Annotated in this window: 27 protein-coding genes; 16 read left to right on the top strand and 11 right to left on the bottom strand. The window is 33.0% G+C overall.

What is annotated here, in order from left to right:
- Positions 1-33: 33 nt before the first annotated feature.
- The 3 genes from AACZ41_RS04640 to AACZ41_RS04650 form a co-directional block, all read right to left on the bottom strand.
- Entirely contained in the window at positions 34-843 is an 810-nt protein-coding gene (locus tag AACZ41_RS04640) for a TerC family protein (protein ID WP_339627056.1), read from the bottom strand.
- A 2-nt stretch (positions 844-845) separates the two neighbouring features.
- Positions 846-1,223, bottom strand: a complete 378-nt coding sequence (locus AACZ41_RS04645; RefSeq protein WP_339627059.1) for a hypothetical protein — start codon at positions 1,221-1,223, stop codon at positions 846-848.
- A gap of 71 nt (positions 1,224-1,294) precedes the next feature.
- Entirely contained in the window at positions 1,295-1,684 is a 390-nt protein-coding gene (locus AACZ41_RS04650; RefSeq protein WP_339627061.1) for a helix-turn-helix transcriptional regulator, read from the bottom strand.
- A 232-nt stretch (positions 1,685-1,916) separates the two neighbouring features.
- Here AACZ41_RS04650 and AACZ41_RS04655 point away from each other — a divergent pair, with 232 nt between their 5' ends.
- From AACZ41_RS04655 to AACZ41_RS04665, 3 genes are all read left to right on the top strand, one after another.
- The gene (locus AACZ41_RS04655) at positions 1,917-3,020 is read left to right on the top strand and encodes a M14 metallopeptidase family protein (protein ID WP_339627063.1); all 1,104 of its coding nucleotides are present in this window, start codon (positions 1,917-1,919) and stop codon (positions 3,018-3,020) included.
- A 116-nt stretch (positions 3,021-3,136) separates the two neighbouring features.
- The gene (locus tag AACZ41_RS04660) at positions 3,137-3,616 is read left to right on the top strand and encodes a winged helix-turn-helix transcriptional regulator (RefSeq protein WP_027066901.1); all 480 of its coding nucleotides are present in this window, start codon (positions 3,137-3,139) and stop codon (positions 3,614-3,616) included.
- Positions 3,617-3,703: 87 nt separating this feature from the next.
- On the top strand, positions 3,704-4,222 hold the full coding sequence (locus tag AACZ41_RS04665; RefSeq protein WP_339627102.1) for a DinB family protein: 519 nt from the start codon (positions 3,704-3,706) through the stop codon (positions 4,220-4,222).
- Between the two features lie 2 nt (positions 4,223-4,224).
- On the opposite strand, the gene AACZ41_RS04670 is transcribed toward AACZ41_RS04665, so the two are convergent.
- Both AACZ41_RS04670 and aroB read right to left on the bottom strand, forming a co-directional pair.
- Positions 4,225-4,554, bottom strand: coding sequence for a hypothetical protein (locus AACZ41_RS04670; RefSeq protein ID WP_339627104.1), 330 nt, complete (start codon positions 4,552-4,554; stop codon positions 4,225-4,227).
- 109 nt (positions 4,555-4,663) lie between these two features.
- On the bottom strand, positions 4,664-5,725 hold the full coding sequence (aroB, locus tag AACZ41_RS04675; RefSeq protein ID WP_339627106.1) for a 3-dehydroquinate synthase: 1,062 nt from the start codon (positions 5,723-5,725) through the stop codon (positions 4,664-4,666).
- 111 nt (positions 5,726-5,836) lie between these two features.
- Between aroB and AACZ41_RS04680 the strand changes: the two genes are divergently transcribed.
- Positions 5,837-7,003 (top strand): proline dehydrogenase family protein, encoded by a 1,167-nt coding sequence (locus AACZ41_RS04680; protein WP_339627108.1) that lies wholly within the window; start codon positions 5,837-5,839, stop codon positions 7,001-7,003.
- Positions 7,004-7,010: 7 nt separating this feature from the next.
- Here the strand turns inward: AACZ41_RS04680 and AACZ41_RS04685 are convergent, their stop codons facing one another.
- The 5 genes from AACZ41_RS04685 to tsaE all read right to left on the bottom strand — a co-directional run bounded on the left by AACZ41_RS04685 (position 7,011) and on the right by tsaE (position 10,293).
- A complete protein-coding gene (locus AACZ41_RS04685) occupies positions 7,011-7,394 on the bottom strand; it encodes a DUF4258 domain-containing protein (RefSeq protein ID WP_339627110.1) in 384 nt (127 codons plus the stop codon).
- Between the two features lie 79 nt (positions 7,395-7,473).
- A complete protein-coding gene (locus AACZ41_RS04690; RefSeq protein WP_339627112.1) occupies positions 7,474-8,673 on the bottom strand; it encodes an alanine dehydrogenase in 1,200 nt (399 codons plus the stop codon).
- A gap of 99 nt (positions 8,674-8,772) precedes the next feature.
- Entirely contained in the window at positions 8,773-9,435 is a 663-nt protein-coding gene (locus AACZ41_RS04695) for a hypothetical protein (RefSeq protein ID WP_339627114.1), read from the bottom strand.
- Between the two features lie 89 nt (positions 9,436-9,524).
- Positions 9,525-9,656, bottom strand: a complete 132-nt coding sequence (locus AACZ41_RS04700) for a hypothetical protein (RefSeq protein WP_339627117.1) — start codon at positions 9,654-9,656, stop codon at positions 9,525-9,527.
- 217 nt (positions 9,657-9,873) lie between these two features.
- Complete coding sequence (gene tsaE, locus AACZ41_RS04705) at positions 9,874-10,293, bottom strand: tRNA (adenosine(37)-N6)-threonylcarbamoyltransferase complex ATPase subunit type 1 TsaE (RefSeq protein WP_339627119.1); 420 nt, start codon at positions 10,291-10,293, stop codon at positions 9,874-9,876.
- A gap of 414 nt (positions 10,294-10,707) precedes the next feature.
- On the opposite strand from tsaE, the gene AACZ41_RS04710 reads away from it, so the two are divergent.
- Positions 10,708-11,082 carry a hypothetical protein gene (locus tag AACZ41_RS04710; protein ID WP_339627121.1) on the top strand — a complete coding sequence of 125 codons (375 nt, stop codon included), beginning with the start codon at positions 10,708-10,710 and terminating at the stop codon, positions 11,080-11,082.
- A gap of 63 nt (positions 11,083-11,145) precedes the next feature.
- On the opposite strand, the gene AACZ41_RS04715 is transcribed toward AACZ41_RS04710, so the two are convergent.
- Entirely contained in the window at positions 11,146-12,690 is a 1,545-nt protein-coding gene (locus AACZ41_RS04715) for a PglZ domain-containing protein (protein WP_339627123.1), read from the bottom strand.
- 86 nt (positions 12,691-12,776) lie between these two features.
- Here AACZ41_RS04715 and AACZ41_RS04720 point away from each other — a divergent pair, with 86 nt between their 5' ends.
- The 11 genes from AACZ41_RS04720 to hisG all read left to right on the top strand — a co-directional run bounded on the left by AACZ41_RS04720 (position 12,777) and on the right by hisG (position 24,638).
- On the top strand, positions 12,777-14,006 hold the full coding sequence (locus AACZ41_RS04720; RefSeq protein ID WP_339627125.1) for an HD domain-containing protein: 1,230 nt from the start codon (positions 12,777-12,779) through the stop codon (positions 14,004-14,006).
- A 23-nt stretch (positions 14,007-14,029) separates the two neighbouring features.
- Positions 14,030-15,046 (top strand): UDP-3-O-(3-hydroxymyristoyl)glucosamine N-acyltransferase, encoded by a 1,017-nt coding sequence (lpxD, locus tag AACZ41_RS04725; protein ID WP_339627127.1) that lies wholly within the window; start codon positions 14,030-14,032, stop codon positions 15,044-15,046.
- 2 nt (positions 15,047-15,048) lie between these two features.
- On the top strand, positions 15,049-16,449 hold the full coding sequence (locus AACZ41_RS04730) for a bifunctional UDP-3-O-[3-hydroxymyristoyl] N-acetylglucosamine deacetylase/3-hydroxyacyl-ACP dehydratase (protein ID WP_339627129.1): 1,401 nt from the start codon (positions 15,049-15,051) through the stop codon (positions 16,447-16,449).
- A 1-nt stretch (position 16,450) separates the two neighbouring features.
- Positions 16,451-17,236 (top strand): acyl-ACP--UDP-N-acetylglucosamine O-acyltransferase, encoded by a 786-nt coding sequence (lpxA, locus tag AACZ41_RS04735; RefSeq protein WP_091625714.1) that lies wholly within the window; start codon positions 16,451-16,453, stop codon positions 17,234-17,236.
- 48 nt (positions 17,237-17,284) lie between these two features.
- Entirely contained in the window at positions 17,285-17,851 is a 567-nt protein-coding gene (gene efp, locus AACZ41_RS04740) for an elongation factor P (RefSeq protein WP_339627134.1), read from the top strand.
- 36 nt (positions 17,852-17,887) lie between these two features.
- Complete coding sequence (locus tag AACZ41_RS04745; protein ID WP_339627136.1) at positions 17,888-18,823, top strand: UDP-3-O-(3-hydroxymyristoyl)glucosamine N-acyltransferase; 936 nt, start codon at positions 17,888-17,890, stop codon at positions 18,821-18,823.
- A gap of 71 nt (positions 18,824-18,894) precedes the next feature.
- On the top strand, positions 18,895-19,767 hold the full coding sequence (sucD, locus tag AACZ41_RS04750) for a succinate--CoA ligase subunit alpha (protein ID WP_091625704.1): 873 nt from the start codon (positions 18,895-18,897) through the stop codon (positions 19,765-19,767).
- A 107-nt stretch (positions 19,768-19,874) separates the two neighbouring features.
- Entirely contained in the window at positions 19,875-20,624 is a 750-nt protein-coding gene (gene fabG, locus AACZ41_RS04755; RefSeq protein WP_339627139.1) for a 3-oxoacyl-[acyl-carrier-protein] reductase, read from the top strand.
- A 69-nt stretch (positions 20,625-20,693) separates the two neighbouring features.
- Positions 20,694-22,721, top strand: a complete 2,028-nt coding sequence (locus tag AACZ41_RS04760; RefSeq protein WP_339627141.1) for a VWA domain-containing protein — start codon at positions 20,694-20,696, stop codon at positions 22,719-22,721.
- A gap of 10 nt (positions 22,722-22,731) precedes the next feature.
- Entirely contained in the window at positions 22,732-23,547 is an 816-nt protein-coding gene (locus tag AACZ41_RS04765) for a prohibitin family protein (protein ID WP_339627143.1), read from the top strand.
- Positions 23,548-23,780: 233 nt separating this feature from the next.
- A complete protein-coding gene (hisG, locus tag AACZ41_RS04770; RefSeq protein WP_339627145.1) occupies positions 23,781-24,638 on the top strand; it encodes an ATP phosphoribosyltransferase in 858 nt (285 codons plus the stop codon).
- The last annotated feature ends 4 nt before the right edge of the window (positions 24,639-24,642 follow it).

Raw genomic sequence — 24,642 nt, forward strand, 5'->3', positions numbered from 1 at the left:
TACAGGGGGCTATGTGCTGAATGTTTTAATGCACTATTTTTCAATATCGACAATATCATCTTTATTTTTTTTCATGCGCAGGTCGAAAAATTCAACCATAAGTGAGAATGCGATAGAGAAGTAGAGGTATCCTTTAGGTATTACACCTACCTCGTTACCAAATACAATAAGATGACTTAAATGAGCAGATTCTGCAATGAGCATAAATCCAATTAAAATTAAGAAGGATAATCCTAAAATTTGAATGGATGGGTGTCTGTTGACAAACTCTCCAACAGGATTTGCAAAAAGCATCATAATTACTACTGAGATAACAACTGCTACAATCATTAGTACAAGGGCATCGTTAGGGTTAGGTGAAATGCCGTTGGTCATTCCTATCGCGGTTAGAATCGAGTCAAAGGAGAAAACGATATTAATAACCGTTATTTGAAGAATAGCGTTCATTAATGATGTGGATCTTGCTTTCTTTACTTCGCGTTCGTCATGACCTTTATCTTCAACCTTTTCATGAATTTCTTTTGTGCTTTTGTAGAGCAGAAACAAACCGCCTAGGAATAAAATAATTCCTTGACCACTGATACCTCCGGTAATCCAATCACTATCGAATACCCAGAAAGGTTTTTTCATAGAGGTAAGTAGCGATATGCCAAAAAGCAGCAAAATACGCATTGCCATTGCTAATACTAAGCCTAAATTCGTGGCTTTTTTTCGATGACCAGGTTCAAGTTTTCCGGCAGCAATTGATATGAAAATAATATTATCTATTCCTAAAACAATTTCAAGAAATGTAAGGGTTAGTAGAGCCACCCATGCATCGGCGTTGGCGAAAATATCGAACATGATTATTTGATTTTAAAAGCGGTTCCCGTTTTAACGATTAGTTCCTTGTTTGGGTCTTTTACGGCACTCTTGTATTGAAAGGTGTAAGATGAATCTGTAGTGCTGATTATTTTATAATGAATGGCTGTTTTACTATGAATATCTTGTAAAACAAACTCACAGTCATTAAACCAACGTACTGTGGCACTATCAATTTTGTTCTCATAATAATCGACACTATACTTTTCATCTCTCGTGAATTTACCTTCTTTAACAATCTCTCCTAGCTCATAAGTAAACTTAAAAGAGCCTGTTTTGTACTTTTCGCAATTACGTTCCGGTTGGTAACATGAACTAAAAAGTAGGCATGTAATTAAAAGAGAAGAAATTTTTTTTACCATGGTGCAAAATAAAGAAAATAGGAGGGAAGTTTATTTAAAAATACAATAATAGTTTATGCTAAAAAATATTCTTATTGCTCTTCATATTTTTTAAATGTACCATCGGTATAAAAGATTATGATACGCTCAATGTTCTTTTTTTGAATTGGCTTTGTAACTGCATTTGTGTTTGATCGCTCGTTAGATTTTTTGTTATGGTCTAAATTTTTATTTGGATACTCTCCTTCACCATACAAAAGCCATTGTAAATCCACTTCCTTAAAAGCATCATTTATTTTCATTATAAATTCTAAACTTGGTTTATTTCTACCATTTAATAAGTGGGAAATACTAGAGCGTTGCACGTGAATTAAATCAGCAAAAGAAGCTGAAGAAAGTTCATGATGGTTTAAAATAGTCTTCAGCCTTGCTATAAATGAGGTAGTATCTAACATGTTTACAAAACTAATGTATTCTTGCAATGTTTATTATTAATGGAATATTAAATCATGTAAAAGCGATAAAATATTTAAAAGTTATGGTTTAAATTATAATATATAAAATATTGATATATAGTATTTTATTTTTTAATATAATAAAAAGTTAATTTTGTAAACATTTCAGGTTTGTTTTGTCTTTAAATCACAAAACAAACTGTTTACAAATGTAAACTATAGCTGTGTTATTTTTGTCATTAATAATTAAACGAGGAATATGAAGGCAATTGATTATTGTCAAATTTATGTATCAAGTATTCAGGGTAGATATATTACTTATGATCATCTGAGCAAATTTATTTCAGGTCTTTCTAAAAATTTTAAGGTTATTACTATTGGTAAATCTGTGCGCGATGAATCTATAAAGAGTATAACTTTTGGCAATGGTCCTACACGTATTTTAATGTGGTCTCAAATGCATGGTAATGAATCAACGACCACGAAAGCTGTAATTGATTTATTGAATTATTTGCAGCATGATACAGTTAATGCTTTGGAAATTGCAAAACAATGTACATTAAAAATTATACCAATTCTTAATCCAGATGGAGCACGAGATTATACCAGATTAAATGCAAAAGGGATAGACTTAAATAGAGATGCGCAGGATTTAACGCAACCAGAAAGTCGAATACTCAAAAAAGAGTATGATTTTTTTCATCCAGATTTTTGTTTTAACCTGCATGACCAACGTACAATTTTCAATGTTGGTAAAACCAATAAACCGGCGACAGTTTCTTTTTTAGCGCCTGCCTTTGATGTTGAAAGAAATAATTCGCCTTCACGTAAATTAAGTATGCAGTTAATTGCTGCAATGAATTCTAAGTTGCAAGAGTTAATACCTGGTCAGGTCGGTAGATATGATGATGGTTTTAATGCTAACTGTGTTGGTGATGCATTTCAAATGAGAGAAACTCCTACTATTTTATTCGAAGCAGGTCATTACTATGAAGATTATGAGAGGGAAAAGACAAGAGAGTTTATTTTTTATGCCTTGCTAAAAAGTATAACTACTATTGTATTAAACCAAATTCAAGATTATACAATAGAGCAATATTTAACTATTCCGGAAAATGGAAAACAGTTTGTTGATATTTTGATAAAAAAATCTATGGATGCTAATAATGATGATGTTCTAAAAAGCACGTTAACAGTTCAATATAAAGAAGTTCTTAAGAATGGTAAGATTGTTTTTAGCCCTGTAAAGCATATTTACGAAACAACTCCTTTAGAAATTTTTGGTCATAAAATGTTTAATCTAGAGGTAAAAGAAGACTTAGAGTGGCTTAAAAATAATAAGATTTTAAAACTGCTGGATTGATTTTCATTGCCTTATTTCTTTTAAAACTTAAAAATGTTTACATTTTTATTAAAAAAAGTTGATATTCAATGAATTTAATGCGATAATTTTTTATTTTTGCCAAAAATTTTACAACTATGGGCAAAGTCAAATTAGACGAAATAGACCACCAAATTCTGGATATGTTAATTGACAACACCAGAACCCCTTTTACCGATATTGCTAAAAAACTTCTTATATCAGCAGGTACTGTTCATGTAAGAGTTAAGAAAATGGAGGAAGCAGGAATTATAAAAGGTTCTTCTCTTACTTTAGATTATGTGAAATTAGGCTATGCATTTATTGCTTATGTTGGTATTTTCTTAGAAAAAACACATCAGACAAAATTTGTATTGGAACGTTTAAATCAAATTCCAAATGTAACTATAGCGCATATTACTACAGGGAAATTTAATATATTCTGTAAAATTAGAGCGAAGGATACTACTCATGCAAAAAACATCATTTTTAAAATAGATGATATTGATGGTATAAGCAGAACTGAAACGATGATTTCTTTAGAGGAGAGTTTCAATGATAAGAAACGATTAATGCATACCATATTTAACGAGTTATAGTCTTTAACTTCAACTAACTCAAAAGGCCCAGTTATTTTTATGATTGGGCTTTTTTGATTTTTAATTAACTAAGAAATAGACTTAATTATGACAATTACAGATTTGCAAAAAGAGGAATTTGATTTCTTCTATGCTACTTACTTAAAAAAACTTGAAGATAAAGAAGATTTAAAATCAGCTTTAATAACAGGTAAAGATTGGTTTAAGAATTTTGTTGCTGAATTGACTGTTGAGCAATTAGCCTTTAGTTATGGAGAAGGTAAATGGACAATAGCAGAAGTTCTTGTCCATTTAATTGATACAGAACGTATATTTCAATATCGTGCTTTTAGAATTTCAAGAAATGATAAAACACCTTTGCCAGGTTTTGAGCAAGATGATTATATTTTAGAGAGTAATTGTCATCAACGATCTAAAGAGGATATATTAGAAGAATACCTTACAGTTAGAAATGCGACAATTAATTTATTCAAGAAGTTATCTGAAGTAGAATTAAGACGAATGGGTACGGCTAGTGGTTTACCATGGTCAGTTGCCGCTTTAGGACTTGCCATAAGTGGTCATCAAAGACATCATGAAATTATATTAAAAGAACGCTATTTGTAAATTTAGTCTAGATCTGGTTCTAATTCATTTTCGAAGTTTAGATATAAGGCATTGGTCATTTCTTTTGATTGCATAACTTCTTCAGGTGTTTTAGGCTCAAGCTCTCTTTCAATATTTTCTTCAAAATTGGCTATAAAGTTCGAAAGGCTTTTACTGATTTTTACCAAATAAAGTGTGTCCGCGGTTTTTAATTGAACAGCTTCAACGTAATCACCTTGAATATTTTTAAAGGATATAATATCCTCATCACCATATCCATATGGGTATGTTTCAATTAAAAGTGATGCTAATTGGTTATCTAGTTTTCGATAATCGATAAGTCTTCTGGTCATAACTAATTTGGTTTAAGAAGGTTACTTAATTTCTTAACCTAAACTAGTTATTATACAGTCAATTGAATTTGTATAGTTGTGAAAGTGGTGTTATTAGTATATGAAGTTTTTAAACTTTGTAGTAAGCGAAAGCTTCAGTAAAGAGTTCTATTGGAATTTCAATGTCAAAAATGGGATTACCTACCTCTTTCAATAGCACAAAATTTACTTTTCCGTGCGAATTTTTCTTGTCGTACTTCATAAGCTTAAGTATATTATCAAAATCCTCTTCTAAGAATTCTATTTTCTCATATCTACTTAAAAAAGTAGTTTTGATATCCTCTAAATCAGCTAATGGCAGATTTGTTAATTTATTGGATAAATAGCCTTCTAAAATCATTCCAATAGCAATAGCTTCACCATGCAGCAACGTTTCTTTCGAATCATTCTCTAAAAAATAGGATTCTATGGCATGACCTAAAGTGTGTCCAAAGTTTAATATTTTTCTTATATTCCGCTCAGTTGGATCTTGTAAAACAACCTTGTTCTTAATCTGAATTGAAGTAAGAATATGTTTTTTCATATCCTCTAAACTTTCAGCTTGCTTTAGGGTTTCCCAATACAATCTATCTTGAATAAGACCGTGTTTAAGCATTTCAGAAAATCCGCTTTTAATTTGTCTATTATCTAAAGTGTCTAAAAAATCTGGCACTACCAATACCATAACTGGCTGATTAATTACACCTATTTGATTTTTTAATGAACCTAAATCTATACCAGTTTTGCCGCCTACAGAGGCATCTACCATAGACAATAATGTGGTTGGCACATTAATAAAGTCTATTCCTCTTTTGAATGTTGAAGCTACAAAACCACCTAAATCGGTTAAAACTCCACCACCTAGATTAATCAGAATACTTTTTCTATCAGCACCGATTTCAGATAGGGCTTCCCAAACACCTACGCATGTTTCTATATTTTTATTAACCTCACCAGATTCTATTTCAATGATTTCAAATTGATAGTCACCATTTATTTCTGCCATAAACTGAGGTAAGCAGAGTTCATGTGTATTTTCATCAACTAAAATAAAAACGATAGAATACGCTTTTTTAGCCAAATGGGCATTAAGCGCTTTAAAAGCATTCTCATTAAAATGTACTGCGTAAGAGTCTGAAATTATAGATTCCATAATATGGTATGGCTAAGTATTGTTTCTAATTGAACACAAAATAAAGGTTATTTTTAGTCTTAGGATTATAAAATCTGTGATTATATTTACCAGCTATAGAAATAACAAAAAATGGACCAAATATTTGAAAATACCGCAACGGCATTTGCTTTAAAATCAGATTCAGAATTAGAAAGAGCTTATTTTCTCTTCAAAATGATTTCAAATGAGCCATTAGTGAAAATGGGTTCGGTAATAACAAATTTTGCTTTTAAAGCACATTTACCAGTAGAAGGTTTAATTAGGGCTACGGTTTTTGACCATTTTTGTGGGGGTATTAACGAAAGGGATTGTCTGCCTGTGGTAGATAGAATGTGGGAGAAAGGGGTTTGTTCGGTTTTAGATTATTCTGTAGAAGGTAAAGAAGAAGAAGATCCCTTCGATGCTGCTACTGAAATGATATTGACGATTCTAGATTTCGTTAAAGAAAAAGAAGCTATTCCTTATGCAGTTTTTAAACCAACTGGGTTTGGTCGATTTGCTCTATATCAGAAAATATCTGAGAAAAAAGAACTTACAAAAGATGAAGAAGCCGAATGGCAACGGGTTATAAACCGGTTCGATAAAGTGTGCAAGAAAGCTCATGATCTTGAAGTGTCATTGTTAATAGATGGTGAGGAAAGCTGGATGCAAGATGCAGCTGACGATTTAGCGGAAGACATGATGCGTAAATACAATAAAAAGAAAAGAATTGTATTTAATACGCTGCAAACCTATAGATGGGATCGTTTACCTTATCTTAAATCGTTGCATGAGCGTGCTGAGAAAGATGGATTTAAAATCGGCATGAAAGTTGTTCGTGGGGCGTATATGGAAAAGGAAAATGACAGAGCCAAAGAGAAAGGGTATACTTCTCCTATCTGTAAAACTAAAGCTGAGACAGATGAGAATTTCAATGCCACCATTGAGTATATGATTGAAAATCTTGATACGTTATCAATATTCGCAGGTACACATAATGAAGATAGCTGTTATCTTTTAATGGATTTAATGGAAAATAAAGGCATTGCTAGAAACAATGAGCATGTTTGGTTTGGCCAATTATATGGTATGAGCGATCATATTTCTTTCAATTTAGCTGCGAATGGATATAATGTTGCTAAATATTTGCCATTTGGACCTGTTAGAGATGTTATGCCATACTTAATTAGAAGAGCAGATGAAAATACTTCTGTTGCCGGGCAAACGAGTCGGGAATTAACGTTGCTTAAAAAAGAACGAAAGCGTAGAAAAATTTAAGAATATACTATTGCATTTCTATTTGTTGAAGAGTGGCTTTATTTCTACAATTTTGAACAGTGAATTTCCATTCACGTTCCTTTAATTCAGATTCTACTATGTAGGTTTTGCAAGGAACTGATTTGGTGTCACTATTACTGAAATCGACATCACCTTCAGTTAAAATATACTTTACATCAAGAGAATCTAATTGATATTCAACTAATTTTAACTTAGCCTCATCGCTGTAATGCATCGGTTTCGAACGAATATCTTTTAGAGTTCGACAATTTGGTAGATAGCAAAAATATACACCTGTTTCTTCTGACTTCTTTTTTAAGAACATGGTTAGAAAAACGATGCCGATAGACAAGCCTATTAAGAAAAAACCTAACCTTTTAAGAAAATCCATTATAGTTCTTTATTGAATTATTTAAGAATGCGAAATTATACCTTTTTAAAAGGATAGGAAAAGGAATACTGTTAGTATTCTAAAAAATCAAGAAATTTATATCACTGTATTGTAGATCAAACCATTCGCCAACCGATTTGTTGGTAAGAATTCCGTGGTACATGTAGAGTCCGTTTCTTAAGCCTTTGTCAAATCGAAGTGAATTTTCCAGTCCGCCATCCTCACCAATTTTTAATAGATAAGGGGTGAAAATGTTACTAATTGAAACTGAAGCTGTTTTTGGATACCTCGAAGGTATATTAGGAACGCCATAATGAATTACATCAAACTTTTTTCGAGTAGGCTTATTATGATTGGTTATTTCGCTGGTTTCAAAACAACCACCTGTATCGATACTTACATCTATAATTACGGCACCTTTTTTCATATGTTCAACCATTGAACTAGATACAACTACTGGAGATCTATCTTTTCCTCTAGTGGCTCCAATGGCAACATCGCAACGTTTAAGTGCTTTTAAGAGGTTCTTTGGTTGTATTGTTGATGTATAAACGGTTTGCTTTAAGTTGGTCTGTATGTTTCTAAGTTTAGTTATCGAGTTGTCAAAAACCTTTACGTTCGCACCAATACCAATTGCTGATCTTGCTGCAAATTCACCTACGGTCCCTGCACCAATAATTACAACCTCTACAGGAGGTACACCACTAATGTTTCCGAACATAAGCCCGTTACCATTATTATTTGCGGCCATTAATTCTGCGGCTATTAGAACAGATGAAATACCTGCTATTTCACTGAGCGACCTTACCGCAGGGTATTTGCCTTCATCATCTCTAATATATTCAAAGGCAATCGCTGTAATTCGCTTTCTTGCCAATTCTTCAAAATACTCTTTGTATTGAGTTTTTATTTGAAGTGCTGAAATTATGACGGTCTGTGGATTAATAAATTCTATTTCGGTTAGGGTAGGAGGTTCCACTTTTAAAATGAGCGGACATGCAAATACTTTTTTAGTGTCCTTGGTGATTTCACCACCTGCCTGAGTATAATCTAAATCGGTATAATGTGCACCTTCGCCAGCACCTGATTCAATAAGTACACGATGCCCATTTGATGTTATAGCATTTACAGCATCTGGAGTAAGGCAAATACGTTTTTCTTGATATTGATTTTCTTTAGGAATGCCGATAAATAATTCACCTTTTTGCCTAAAAACTTCTAATGTTTCTTCTTGAGGAAGTAATTGATGTTTACTAAATGGCGAAGTGGGTTGGCTCATAATTAAAAATGTACGTTTTTCAAATTAAGTATTTGAAACTCAAATGTACAATTTTTAAGGAAATGAATAATCAACTAAAGTATTAGTGGAAGTAAGCATTTAAAACTTGAAGTTTAACCAGCCCTGAATACGTTCTTGGAATCCTTTTAACATATGTTCAATGTTACCTGTTGACAATTTTGAATTTAATTCTTCAGACAAAGATGGTATTGCCAAAGGTTCATTATTTGAAATTGATTCTTCGTTGGTTGAGACACTGTCGCTTTTAAATCCCTTTTTTTTTAATTCCTCTAGCTCCGCATCAATAGCTTCCAAATCTATACCATGAACATGCTTATCATAAAGTTTGATACGAATGAAATATACAAAGGGAATAGTTATAAGGCAAATAGGAATCAACCACCAAATATTATCAGTTTCTATTTGAAGGTCTGAATCAAAAATTACTTCGAATAATTGGAAGGCATACATTGCAATTGGAATGATAATAATATGATACCACCAATCTCTAGAAGTTAAGAACCAAAAAATTAATAGATATAAGGGAACTATTTTAGTAGTTAGAAACCATATATAGAAAGATGCATCTTCGAATCCATTTGGTTCTAATGTAATCCATAGCAAAGAAATACTACCATCTGAATTAATTGGTAAATATTCATAAACTTTATATAGAAAAGGGGAAATAGCAATAAAAAAAACCAATATAGATTCTAGAAAAATCTTTTTCTTGGCTTTCTGTTTTTTGTATTTTGTAGTCATTAGTACTTGGATTACCAAGTTCTAACGCAAAAACTTAAATTATAGTATAAAAAAGGACGATGTTAAATCGTCCTTTAAATTTAATCAAACTAAATCTTTTTATTGATTTTACTTTTATCAAGGCTAAGTTGTTGATTATCAACATTAATAATCGGTGCAGCCATTGCTAAAAGAAATACACCTAATGCCAATGAGGCAAGAAAAGTTCTTTTGTTTTTCATTTTCAAGGGGTTTTTGGTTAAACAAGAATTAGTTCTCCTTACAAACGTAAGAAATATTATACTAACAAAATGCTATTAAACGTTAAAATTGTGCATTTCATCTGATTTTTTGAACATTTAATCGATTTGAGCGTATTTCATCGAAAAAATACAATAAAAACTCAGTTGAAACGATATTAAAAAAAATAAAAACGCTTTACCTTGAAAATCAGAAGCTTTATGAATTATTAATGAGTGTTAATTTTCTAGATTTCTCACTCAGTATTTCAATTTTAATAATCTGTGTATCAGTAGGAATTAGATTAGGTATTTTTTCTGGCCATTCCATAAAAACCCACCCATTTGTACTCAGGTAATCTTCCAAACCCATATCCATGGCTTCGTTTTCATCTTCTAGCCTATAAAAATCGAAATGATAACCTAGAAGCTCTCCGTTTAAATTTTCGTATTCATTTACAAGTCCAAAAGTTGGGCTACTTACATTATCCTTGCCACCTAATGCTTTTACCAATGCCTTTATCAGTGTTGTTTTTCCTGCACCCATTGGCGCATAAAATGCGAGAATTTTGCTTTTTGTATTATGAATTATCTCATGAGCAATTTTCTTCAACTCATTTTCACGATATATGAATTCCATATGCTTAAATTTATTTAGGCTCCAAAACTACAAAAGGTATAATCATTTCCTCTAAAGAAACGCCACCATGTTGATATGTATTTTTATTACAACTTTCGTAGCGTTTGCATTTAGGATTATTTAATGATCTTAAACATAGTTGTGTCTTGAGCCAATTTGATTATTAAGAGCGCTAATCTTTATATTTGGTAACTATGAGAGAACTAAACGTTCCCACTTTATATGGTATTTCAACACAAAACTATGTTTAAAAAGAAATAGCAAAGTTTAGTTGCAGTTGTTTTAATTAGAAATTTCACTCTTACTAAGAGTAGGGTGAGTGGTTGACTGTTATTAAAGATGCTGTAATTAATTAGCTCTAACAATATTGTTGGATGCATCGATTTGTTTAAACTTGATATGATTTTGGCTGGTATGAGAATTCAACAAAAAATATATATATTATTATTAATAGTATCCGTTATTATATTCATAATTTTTAGATTTCCGTACAGAGAATTTATTTATGAAAATAATTATTTTGATTTTTATATTGCCGATGTAGCTCCTAATTTTTGGGCAGTACCCATGTATTTCTTTTTTAAAAAGTCATTTAAGAAATCTCCAAGTAACATTAGATTGGCTTTGGGTTCATTTTTAGGTTTGGTAGTTTATGAAATTTGGATTCAAAAGTATATTTACAATGCAACCTTAGACTACCTTGATATTTTAGCTTCGTTAATTTCGTCTATTGTATTTTATTTTTTATGTGAATACCTTGACAAAAAACTACATAAAACCAACGTTTAACATATTTTAAATTAAGTATGTTTTCACTTGAGAATAAATTTAAAAGGCTTTAATATTTCAAGTTTATTTAGGCTCCAAAACTACAAAAGGTATAATCATTTCCTCTAAAGAAACGCCACCATGTTGATAGGTGTTTCTGTAATAACTTACATAGTGATTGTAGTTATTAGGGTATGCAAAGAAAAAATCATTTTTCGCAAAAATATATGAACTACTCATATTTATACTAGGCAAATAAATTGATTTTGGGTCTTTGGCTGCCAGTACTTCATTCTTTTCGTAAGTAAGACTTCTTCCTGTTTTGTATCTAAGGTTCAAGCTTGTTTCACGATCACCAACCACTTTTGAAGGGGATTTTACATTTATGGTGCCATGATCCGTGGTAATAATCAACTTCATTCCCAAGGTCTGCGCTTGCTGTATAATTTCTAACATGGGTGAGTTCTTAAACCAACTTGTGGTCAAAGACCGATAAGACTTATCGTTAGAAGCTAATTCTTTTATTACTTCCATTTCAGTTTTGGAGTGCGAAAGCATATCTACAAAATTGTACACGATTACGGTAAGGTCGTTATCTTTTTGAGCCTTAAAATTTTGGCTTAAATGTTTTCCTTGTTTTAGACTACTTATTTTATGGTACTCCCATTTTAAATCAAGTCCAAGTCTTTTAAGTTGTTCGCCTAAAAATTTGTCTTCGAATAAATTTTTACCACCTTCTTCAGTATCATTTTTCCACCAATTAGGATACTTTTTCTCCATATCTAGCGGTGTCAATCCTGAGAAAATAGCATTACGAGCGTATTGCGTTGCCGTCGGTAAAATGCTGTAATAAGAGTCTTCTTTCTTCTTTTTGTAAAATGAATTCACAGTATCTTCAAACGCATACCACTGGTCGTAACGTAAGTTATCTACAACAATTAGTAATGTTTTTTTGTCTTTTATTTCTGGAGCAACCCATTCTTTAAATAGTGTATGAGACATTACAGGGGCATCTACATCAGTAAACCAATCGGGGTAATTACGTTCAACAAATTTTCCAAATTGTTGATTTGCCTCAATTTTTTGGGATTCTAGTATTTCGAACATTCCACTGTCCTCAATTTCTTCAAGTTGCAATTCCCAATAAATTAATTTTTTATATAAATCTGCCCATTCTTGGTAGCTATTCACCATAGAAAGATCCATGGCAATCTTTCTAAATTCTTGTTGGTAGTTACTGGTTGTTTTTTCAGAAATTAATCTAGAGTGGTCTAGATTCTTTTTAAGGGAAAGTAATATCTGATTGGGGTTTACCGGCTTAATTAGGTAATCAGCTATTTTAGAACCAATAGCTTCTTCCATAATAAATTCTTCTTCACTTTTAGTGATCATCACTACAGGCAAAGAACTGTCAATTATTTTTATTTCAGAAAGGGTTTCTAAACCAGATATGCCTGGCATATTTTCGTCAAGAAAAACAATGTCAACTCTAGTTTCCGCTAATTCTTCTAATGCCTCTTGCCCGCTTTTACAGGTAATTACTTCATAATTTCTTGCTTCTAAAAAAATGATATGAGGTTTGAGTAAATCGATTTCATCATCTACCCATAATATTTTTATCTTGTTCATTGTATTATTATTTGACGATAATCAAATTCTATGCTGATGCTTTTGTATAACTTTGAAATGTTAATTTCAGAAAAGACAAATCTATCTTGAAGACATCAAACAAATTGAAAATCTTTAATGATCCAATTTACGGATTTATTAGAATCCCTAATACCCTTGTATTTGACCTGATTGCCGACCCTTACTTTCAAAGGTTGCGTAGAATATCACAAATGGGGTTATCCTATTTAGTATACCCTGGTGCACATCATACTCGTTTTCATCATGCGCTAGGCTGCATGTATTTAATGCAGAAATCGATACAAGTACTTCGTTTCAAGGGAGTTGAAATAACGGAGTCTGAATCCGATGGACTGCTTGGGGCCATTCTTTTGCATGATATTGGACATGGTCCTTTTTCTCACGCGATGGAGCACAGTATCGTTGAAGGTGTAAGTCATGAGTTCATTTCACTTCAGTTTATGGAAGAACTCAATGAACGATTTAACGGAAGTTTAACGGAAGCCATCTCAATATTCACAGGAAAGCATCCTAAAAAATTCCTGAATCAGTTGGTTTCAAGCCAATTAGATATGGATCGTTTAGATTATTTGAAAAGAGATAGTTTTTACACAGGTGTGGCCGAAGGAAATACAAATGCCGAAAGATTAATTACAATGTTGAATGTTGTTGATGGTAATCTTGTGATCGAAGAAAAAGGAATTTACTCTGTCGAGAAATTTTTAATGGCAAGGCGTTTTATGTATTGGCAAGTGTATTTGCATAAGACAGGGGTTGTCGCCGAACAATTGCTTATCAGTATTTTGAAAAGAGCACGTTTTTTAATTAAAAGTGGAACAACTTTAAACTGCAGTAAAGCATTACTTTATTTTTTATCGCAAAATATCGATAAAAGTAATTTTGATAGATTAACCTTATCAAAGTTTGCTAAATTAGATGATGTCGATATTATGGCTGCATTAAAAGAATGGCAATACGCTGATGATTTTGTGCTATCTACACTATGTGAAATGATTTTGAACAGAAAGCTTTTGCAAATTAAACTTAAGAAAGAGCCAATAAACGAAACCAAGTTTAAGAATAAGTTCAATAAAATTAGGAAGCATTATAAGCTAACGGACGAAGAAACCTCTTATTTTGTTTTTACAGGTGAGTTAAAGAATAAGGCTTATGATAGAGAACATCAGAATATTAATATCTTGAGGAAAAATGGAAAGATAACAGATGTTGCTAAATTATCGGACCACTTTAATTTGAATGCACTTTCTAAAACCGTGACCAAATATTATATGTGCTACCCAAAAGAAGCAGTTTAACTATTTTTCTTACTTTTACGCCCATGAAATTTACAGCAGGTCAGATTGCAGGTATTTTAGAAGGAGAAGTACATGGAAATCCAGATATAGCCGTGCATAAACTTGCTAAAATAGAAGAAGGCGAAGAAGGCTCTCTTACTTTTTTGGCAAATCCGAAATATACTTCGTTCATTTATAAAACCAAGGCTTCTATTACTATAGTGAACAAAAGCTTTATTCCTGAACATAAATTAGATACTACCTTAATTAAGGTTGAAGATGCTTATAAATCGTTCTCCAAATTATTGGAGTACTATAACCAAGTTAAAAATAATAAATTAGGTGTAGAGGAGCCTATTTTTAAATCGGATACTGCAACCTATGGGATTGATGTTTATCTTGGTGCATTTGCTTATTTAGGAAATAATGTAACGCTTGGTGATAATGTAAAGGTATATCCGAATGTATATATTGGTGATAATGTAAAGGTTGGTAATAATGTTACCATATTTGCAGGCGCTAAAATTTATTCAGAAACAATTATTGGCGATAATTGTGTAGTTCACAGTGGAGTGGTTTTAGGTGCAGATGGATTTGGGTTTACGCCAAATGAAAATGGCGAATTCATTAAAGTACCACAAACAGGTAATGTTATCTTGGAAGATAATGTAGATGTAGGGGCAGGTACCACTATTGACCGTGCAACCTTAGGGTCTACTATCTTGAGAAAAGGAGTGAAGCTAGATAATCAAATTCAAATTGCACATAATGTTGAGATTGGTGAACATACAGTAATTGCCGCTCAAACAGGAATTGCAGGTTCTACCAAAATCGGTAAGCATTGTATGATCGGTGGTCAAGTTGGTATTGTAGGTCATATCATGATTGGTGATTATGTGAAAATACAGGCACAGTCAGGTATAGGTAGAAATGTAAAAGACCATGAGGTTTTGCAAGGTTCACCAGCTTTAAATTATGGTGATTACAACAAATCATATGTTCACTTTAAGAACTTATCAAAAATAATTAGTAGAATCGACACTTTAGAAAAGAAGGACTGACGATGAGTACAACAAACAAAAAACAAAGGACAATTGGTAAAGCGGTAAGTCTAACTGGAGTAGGTTTGCATACTGGTAGCGATGTTACCATTAAGTTTTTACCAGCAGATGAGAACCATGGCTATGCATTTAAAAGGGTAGATTTGGAAGGAGAGCCTATTATCCCTGCTGATGCTAACCTTGTTGTGAATACGCAAAGGGGAACCAATTTAGAGAAAAATGGCGTAAAGATTCAAACTTCAGAGCACGTTTTAGCGGCTTTAGTAGGTCTTGAAATAGATAATGTATTAATAGAGCTGAATGCTGCAGAGCCTCCAATTATGGATGGTTCCTCTAAGTTTTTTGTAGAAGTATTGGAGAATGCCGGAATTGTTGAGCAAAATGCAGTTCGTGAAGAATACATTGTTAAAGAAGTTATTTCATTTAAAGATGAAAATACGGGTAGTGAAATAACAATTATTCCTTCAGACGAATATCAGGTGATGACGATGGTAGATTTTGGAACCAAAGTTCTAGGGACTCAAAATGCAACTTTAGATAAAATTTCTGATTTTAAATCTGAAATATCAAATGCCCGAACCTTTAGTTTCCTTCACGAGTTAGAAATGCTATTAGAAAATGGACTAATAAAGGGAGGGGATTTAAACAACGCTATCGTTTATGTGGATAAAGAGATATCTCAAGACACAATGACGAAGTTAGAAAAGGCCTTTAATAAAAAGAAACTGTCTGTAAAAGCTAATGGTATTTTAGATAACTTAACATTACACCAGCCAAATGAAGCTGCAAGACATAAGCTTTTAGATGTTATTGGAGATTTGGCTTTAATTGGTACACGAATACGAGGTAAGGTAATAGCCAATAAGCCTGGTCATTATGTAAATAACCAATTTGCGAAGAAGCTTTCACAAATTATCAAATTAGAAAAACGAAATAAAGTTCCGAAGTACGATTTAAGCTTGCCACCATTGATGGATATTCATAAGATTATGGATATGTTACCTCATAGGCCTCCTTTTTTATTAATAGACCGTATTATCGAGTTATCAGAAGAACATGTAGTGGGTATGAAAAATGTGACGATGAACGAACCATTTTTCGTTGGTCATTTTCCAGGGGCTCCAGTAATGCCGGGTGTACTTCAAGTAGAAGCTATGGCACAAACAGGTGGAATTTTGGTTTTAAGCACCGTACCTGATCCAGAAAATTATTTGACTTTGTTTATGAAAATAGATAAAGTAAAATTTAAAAGGCAAGTATTGCCGGGCGATACATTAATATTTCACTGTAGTTTAATTACACCGATCAGAAGAGGTATCTGTCATATGCAAGCATATGCCTACGCAAATGACAAATTGGTAAGTGAAGCAGAATTAATGGCGCAAATAGTTAAAAGAACTTAGAATGAATCAACCTTTAGCCTATATTCATCCGGGCGCTAAAATATCTAAAAATGTCGTAGTTGAACCTTTTACTACCATTCACAACAATGTAACAATTGGTGATGGTACTTGGATAGGTTCTAATGTGACCATTATGGAAGGTGCTCGTATCGGGAAAAACTGTAATATTTTTCCGGGTGCTGTAATTTCTGCATCTCCACAAGATTTAAAGTATGATGGAGAGGAAACAACTGTAGTTATTGGTGATAACACCACTATTCGAGAGTGTGCCACAATCCATAAAGGAACATCTGACCGTATGAAAACTGTTATCGGCAAAAATTGCCTGATAATGGCGTACTGCCATGTTGCTCACGATTGTCTTGTAGGTGATAATTGTATTTTCTCTAATAATTCAACATTAGCAGGTCACGTTACTATAGGTGACAATGTTATTCTTGCAGGTTTGGTTGCAGTACATCAATTCGTTTCTGTAGGTCAACATGCCTTTGTTACGGGTGGTTCTTTAGTTAGAAAAGATGTGCCGCCATATGTTAAAGCGGCTAGAGAGCCATTATCTTATGTAGGTATTAATTCTGTTGGTTTAAGAAGAAGGGGTTTTGTTTCTGATAAGATTAGAGAGATTCAGAATATTTACAGAATTCTTTACCAAAAAAACTACAATAATTCACAAGCAGTACAAATTATTGAAGCGGAAATGGAGGCAACTCCTGAACGTGACGAAATACTACAATTCATTCGTGATTCTCAACGTGGAATTATGAAAGGTTATTTTAGCAATAACTAAGACATACTTCATATATAAATTTAGTAACAATATTAATAAAATACACTAATGGCATCTACATCAGATATACGAAAAGGACTATGTATTCGATACAATAATGATATTTATAAAATAATAGAATTTTTGCATGTTAAACCAGGTAAAGGACCTGCTTTTGTGCGTACAAAATTAAAGAGTGTTACTTCTGGTAAAGTATTGGATAATACCTTTTCCGCAGGTCATAAAATAGAAGATGTAAGAGTTGAAACACGTTCTTATCAATATTTATATCCTGAGGGTGATACGTATCATTTTATGAATACGGATGATTATAATCAAATCACTTTACAAGAAAGTTCTTTAGATGCACCAGGTTTATTAAAAGAAGGTGAAATTGTTACTATTTTGTTTAATACAGAAGATAGTATGCCATTATCTGTTGACATGCCGGCAAGTGTAGTTTTAGAAGTTACATACACAGAGCCAGGTGTAAAAGGAAATACGGCAACGAATGCTACCAAACCAGCAAAAGTAGAAACCGGTGCAGAGGTAAACGTACCTTTATTTATAAATGAAGGAGACAAGATTAAGATAGACACTTCTAGCTGCTCTTACATGGAGCGTGTGAAGGAGTAATTATACGTGGCATTATATACTAATCAAATTTAGCAGTTGAAGTTTCCTACTATATTTTCATTAAAGCAGATTGCCGAGATCATTTCTAGTACGTATGTTGGTAACGGTGATTTTCCGGTTTTGGGAATGAACGAAATTCACGTTGTTGAGAATGGTGATATTGTATTTGTTGATCATCCTAAATACTATGATAAAGCCTTAAAGTCTAAGGCTACGATTATCTTAATCAATAAAAATGTAGACTGCCCTGAAGGAAAGGCACTACTGATTTCAGACGATCCCTTCAGAGATTTCAATAAATTGACTACCTTTTTTCAACCTTTTGTTCCGAATAGCCATTCTATTTCAGCTACGGCCAAAATTGGAAAGAATACGGTTATACAACCAAATACTTTCATAGGTAATAATGTAACTATTGGGGATAATTGCCTAATACATTCCAACGTATCTATCTATGATAATTGTGTTATTGGCGATAATGTAACTATACATGCAGGAAGTGTTTTAGGTGCAGATGCTTTTTATTATAAAAAACGTCCTGAAGGTTTCGATAAATTAATTTCTGGTGGACGAGTTGTTTTGAAAAACAATGTCGACATTGGGGCACTTTGTACTATTGATCGAGGAGTAACAGGAGATACTACCATCGGTTTCGGATCAAAGCTCGATAATCAAGTTCATGTTGGTCACGATACGGTTATTGGAGAGAAGTGTTTAATCGCATCTCAAACGGGTATCGCAGGCTGTGTTATTATAGAAGATGAAGTTACCTTATGGGGGCAAGTAGGTACCAATAGTGGCATTACTATTGGTAAGAACGCGGTTATTATGGGGCAAACCGGAGTTACTAAGTCGGTAGCTGGCGGCAAGAGTTATTTTGGTACACCTATAGAAGAGTCCCGCGAAAAATTGAAGCAATTAGCATATATAAAGAAGATTCCAGAAATAATTAAAAAATTGGACAAGAAATAAGCTTGGTAATGCTTTAAAATTCATTAACAAACCTATATTTTTGTTCTGTTAAAAATAAAAACTACAGTAGTATGAGCGTATTAGTAAATAAGGATTCCAAAATAATCGTACAAGGTTTCACCGGTAGTGAAGGTACTTTTCATGCCGAGCAAATGATTGAGTACGGTACTAATATTGTGGGTGGTGTAACACCAGGTAAAGGAGGACAAGAGCATTTAGGGAAACCAGTTTTTAATACTGTTTCTGAAGCTGTTGAAAAGGTAGGTGCTGATACGACAATTATTTTTGTTCCACCAGCATTCGCTGCTGATGCAATAATGGAAGCTGCAGATGCTGGTATTAAAGTTATTATTACAATTACAGAAGGTATACCTGTTGCTGATATGGTAATGGTTGCGAATTATATAAAAAGTAGAGATTGTCGCTTAATTGGACCTAACTGTCCAGGTGTTATTACTCCGGGTGAAGCAAAAGTTGGTATTATGCCAGGTTTTGTATTTAAGAAAGGAAATGTAGGTATTGTATCTAAATCAGGTACATTGACTTATGAGGCTGCTGACCAAGTGGTTCGTCAAGGTTTAGGTATTACAACCGCTATCGGTATTGGTGGTGATCCAATTATTGGAACTACTACAAAAGAAGCGGTCGAGTTATTGATCAATGATCCTGAGACTAAATGTGTAGTAATGATCGGTGAAATTGGGGGTCAATTAGAAGCTGATGCCGCACAATGGTACAAAGCTAGTGGAAGTAAAAAACCAGTTGTCGGTTTTATCGCTGGTGAAACTGCTCCTGCTGGTAGAACCATGGGTCATGCCGGTGCAATTGTAGGCGGTAGTGATGACACGGCACAAGCTAAAAAACGTATTATGAGAGAATGTGGAATTCACGTTGTAGATTCTCCAGCTGAAATTGGTTTGAAAGTAAAAGAAGTAATGGGTTAAGAACTCATATTAATCATATAAAATCCCGTTTGTAGCGGGATTTTTTTTAGCCTATAATTCAAACAAAAGGTATATTTGGTAAACGACCTTAAGTAAATGATTGACTTATGAAATTATTAGAAGATAAAAATGTAATTATTACAGGAGCAAGTAGGGGAATAGGAATGGGTATTGCCCAAGTATTTGCTGATCATGGAGCAAATGTTGCTTTTACATATAGCTCGAGCGAAGCTCCTGCTTTAGAGTTAGAAAAAGAATTGAAAGCTAAAGGCGTTAATGCCAAGGCTTATAAAAGTAATGCAGCTAACTTTCAAGAAGCTGAAGAATTGGTTGCTAAAGTTTTAGAGGATTTCGGTGGTAGAATTGATGTTTTAATCAATAATGCCGGTATTACTAAAGATAATCTTCTTATGCGTATGTCTGAAGCAGATTTTGATGCGGTAATAGATATCAACTTAAAATCGGTCTTTAACATGACCAAGGCGGTTCAACGAACTTTACTAAAACAACGTAGCGGCTCTATTATAAATATGAGTAGTGTAGTTGGCGTTAAAGGTAATGCGGGTCAGACAAATTATGCTGCCTCAAAAGCAGGTATGATTGGATTTACAAAATCTGTGGCACTTGAATTAGGCTCAAGAAATATAAGGTGTAATGCAATTGCACCAGGTTTCATTGAAACTGAAATGACAGAAAAACTTGATGAAAAAACTGTTCAAAGCTGGCGAGATGGTATTCCTTTAAAAAGAGGCGGTTCTCCAGAGGATATTGCCAATGCATGTCTTTATTTTGCATCAGATCTTTCTAGTTATGTAACCGGTCAGGTTTTAAATGTAGACGGTGGTATGTTAACTTAAGCCGAAAATGAATAATTCGGTTAATAGATAATTTGTCTGTTGCTATTGCGCATAATATTTTCTAAATCCATGGAAACCATAACGGTATTGTATATTGTTCTTGCTGCTATCGTTGCTCTAGGTATAGTTGTGCTTCAATATGTATATAAACAAAAGGCTAAAAGCAATGTATATTTGCTCTTAGCCTTTTTGCGATTTATAGGAATATTTGGCCTACTGATTTTACTTATAAACCCTCAATTTTCAAAGAAATCTTATAGTTTAGAAAAGCCAAATCTGGTGATTTTAGTTGATAATTCAAGTTCTATTTCTGAAAATAAAGATGAAATTAAAGATCTAATTTCAAAATTAAAATCCTCAGACGAAATTTCAAATAGATTTAAAATAAGTGATTACCGATTTGGTAGTGAATTAGGTGTTTTAGATAGCTTAACATTTGAAGATAAGAACACCAATATATATAAATCGCTTTCTGCTTTAAAAGATATTTTTGGTCGTGAACAGACGGTAACTCTATTGTTATCTGACGGTAACCAGACTATTGGGCAAGATTATAGTTATTTTAAAACTGACCAAAATAGTACTCTTTATACTGTAGTATTAGGTGATACCACGAAGTATAAGGACTTATCAGTCGGGTCTATTTTAACTAATAAGTATGCATTCTTAAAAAATAAATTCCCGTTAGAAACCTATATTTCTTATCAAGGCATCACGGCTGTTTCAGCTACTGTAACTGTTAAGATGAATGATAGAATAGTACATCGCGAAAATTTAAATTTAAATAATGAATCTAATTTTAAAGCCATCTCGATTGAAATAGATGCTAATACTGTCGGAATTAAAAATTTAATTGTAGAAATATCTCAATTACCTGAAGAACGAAATATAGCTAACAATAGAAGGTCTACTAGTATTGAGATAATTGATGAGAAGACTAAAATTGGATTGATTTCCGATATTTTGCATCCTGATTTGGGAACTCTTAAGAAAGCTATAGAAAGTAATGAGCAAAGAGAAGTATCCATTTTAAAGCCAAATGTTGCCACTAGTGTATTAGATGAAATGGATTTATTCATTTTTTATCAGCCAACTGTTGGTTTTAAAGCATCACTGGATTTTGCAAAAAGTAAAAATGCAAACACTTTTATAATTACAGGTTCCCATGCTGATTATTCATTTTTGAATGAGACAAATATTGGTTTTGAGATTGAAAGTGGCTATCCACAACAAGAAGTTTTTGCTTTATTGAATAATTCATTTTCAAAATATGATATTTCTAAATTCGATTTAACCGATTTCCCTCCATTATTAAGTGATGCAGGTCCTATCGTTTTTCAAAAACCTTATGAGACATTATTTGGTACTCAAATAAAAGGATTGAATGTACAACAGCCTTTATTATCAGTAATAGAAGACGATTCAAAAAAACAGGCTTTGCTAGTTGGCGAAAATCTTTGGAAATGGCGCATGCAAACATTTAGAAATACGGGTAATTTTATCAATTTCGACGAATTCATAGGTAATTTGATTCGCTACTTAACCAGTACCAAGAATAGATCACGACTAAATGTTGAATATGAAAAGGTATATGAAGGCAGTACAAATGCCATTATAACCGCTACCTATTTTGATGAGGCCTTTTTGTTTGATCCTAACGCAAAGATGAAAATCAGGGTAAAAGATAAGAAAACAAACTCTAGTCAAGATAATCCTATGGTATTAAAAAATGGATATTTTGAAGCAGACCTTTCTAATCTTTTAACTGGTGAATATGACTTTACGGTATCGGTTGAAAATGAAGTTAAATCTGAATCCGGGTCATTTGTAATTTCTGAATTTGATATAGAAAATCAGTTTGTATCTAGCGATAATTTAAAAATGGAAAGACTTGCCTTAAACTCTGGAGGAAAACAATTTTATCCTTCACAGATAGACGCTTTAAAGAGAGAGTTAATTGAAAATGACTCTTATGTGCCTACAGAGAAAAGCATTGAAAATGTCGTATCTTTGATAGATTTCAAATTTCTTTTGGCAATCATAGTCTTTGCTTTTACGGCAGAATGGTTTATCAGAAAATATAACGGATTAATTTAAATAGACACTAATGGATAAGTTACCTAAGATTGCGCTACCCGCAATATTTATTTTTATTGTATTGATTATTGGAATATCAAAATCTACTGTTACCATTGACTCAGGTCAGGCAGGTGTTTTGTATAAGACTTTTGGTGGAGGTGTAGTAACCGATGAGCCACCTATGGGTGAAGGATTTCATCTAGTAGCACCATGGAATAGAGTTACTGTTTATGAAGTACGACAACAAGAAGTGCTGGAAAGTATGAATGTATTGTCAAGTAATGGTTTGGATATTAAATTGGAAGCATCTGCTTGGTTCGAACCTATTCGAAGTGATTTAGGGAAATTGCACCAAGAGAAGGGAACGGAGTATATTCAACGTGTATTGTTGCCAACGATACGATCTGCTGCACGTTCTGTAGTTGGGCGTTATACGCCAGAACAATTGTATTCAAGTAAAAGAGATGCAATTCAACAAGAAATTTTTGACGAGACTCAAAAAATAGTTTCTGGACAATACATTCAATTGAATGAAATATTGGTTAGGGATGTTACTTTACCTCCAACTATTAAAGATGCTATCGAAAGAAAATTAAGGCAAGAACAGGAATCTTTGGAATATGAGTTCCGTTTGGTTACTGCTAAAAAAGAGGCTGAAAAAGTTACGATAGAGGCACAAGGTAAAGCCGATGCCAACCGTATTTTAAGTGCTTCTTTAAATGATCAAATCCTTAGAGATAAAGGTATTGATGCTACATTAAAACTTTCTGAGTCACCAAATACTAAAGTAGTCATTGTTGGTGGTGGCGGTGATGGATTACCTTTAATTTTAGGGAACAACTAAAACACGTAGTTAAATATTTTTGTTTCATTTTAAACTTTTGTTTTGTGAAATGGAAAATACCTTTTACTTTTACAGCATAATGAAGAACAGAACTACACATCATCATATTCATACACACGCTCTGGCGAGGTAGGAATGTATTGTAGTAGTACAACATATTTAAAACCCGTTTGAGCAATCAAACGGGTTTTGTATTTAACGCTGTTTTGCTTGCCAAGCATTAAATTAAAAAAATGACTAAAATTAGAATTGCTATTCAGAAATCGGGAAGACTTAATGAGGAATCCCTTCAAATTTTAAAAGATTGTGGAATTTCAATCGATAATGGAAAAGACCAACTAAAAGCTTCGTCAAGAAATTTCCCAATGGAGGTTTTCTATCTTAGAAATGGTGATATACCTCAATATCTTAGAGATGGAGTAGTAGACATCGCCATTATTGGCGAAAACGTATTGATAGAAAAAGGTGAGGATATTTCTATTGCTGAGAAGCTAGGCTTTTCTAAATGTAAAGTTTCATTAGCGGTACCGAAATCATTTAAGTATAAAACAGTTAAGGATTTCGAAGGAAAGCGTATAGCCACTTCCTATCCAAACACGGTTATAAATTACCTAAAGGATAAGGGAGTTACCGCAGACTTACATATTATTAGTGGTTCTGTAGAAATTGCACCGAATATTGGATTGGCCGATGCAATTTGTGATATCGTTTCTAGTGGTAGTACTTTGTTTAAAAACAATCTTAAGGAGGTTGAAGTAATGCTAACGAGTGAAGCAGTCTTAGCCGTTTCACCAAAAATATCTGAAGAAAGAAAGGAGTTACTTGAGAAGTTACAATTTCGTATTCAATCGGTATTACGAGCTAGGGGTTCTAAGTATGTATTGCTTAACGCACCAAATGATAAATTGGATGGAATTTTAAAATTACTGCCTGGAATGCGCAGTCCTACAGTACTTCCTTTGGCCGATGAAGGTTGGAGCTCTGTTCATACCGTTATCAACAAAGATAAATTTTGGGAAGTAATAGACGAGTTAAAGAAAGCTGGTGCTGAAGGTATTTTAGTTTGCCCAATTGAGAAGATGGTATTATAGTATT

The organism is uncultured Maribacter sp., assembly GCF_963974015.1.
Taxonomy (GTDB): domain Bacteria; phylum Bacteroidota; class Bacteroidia; order Flavobacteriales; family Flavobacteriaceae; genus Maribacter.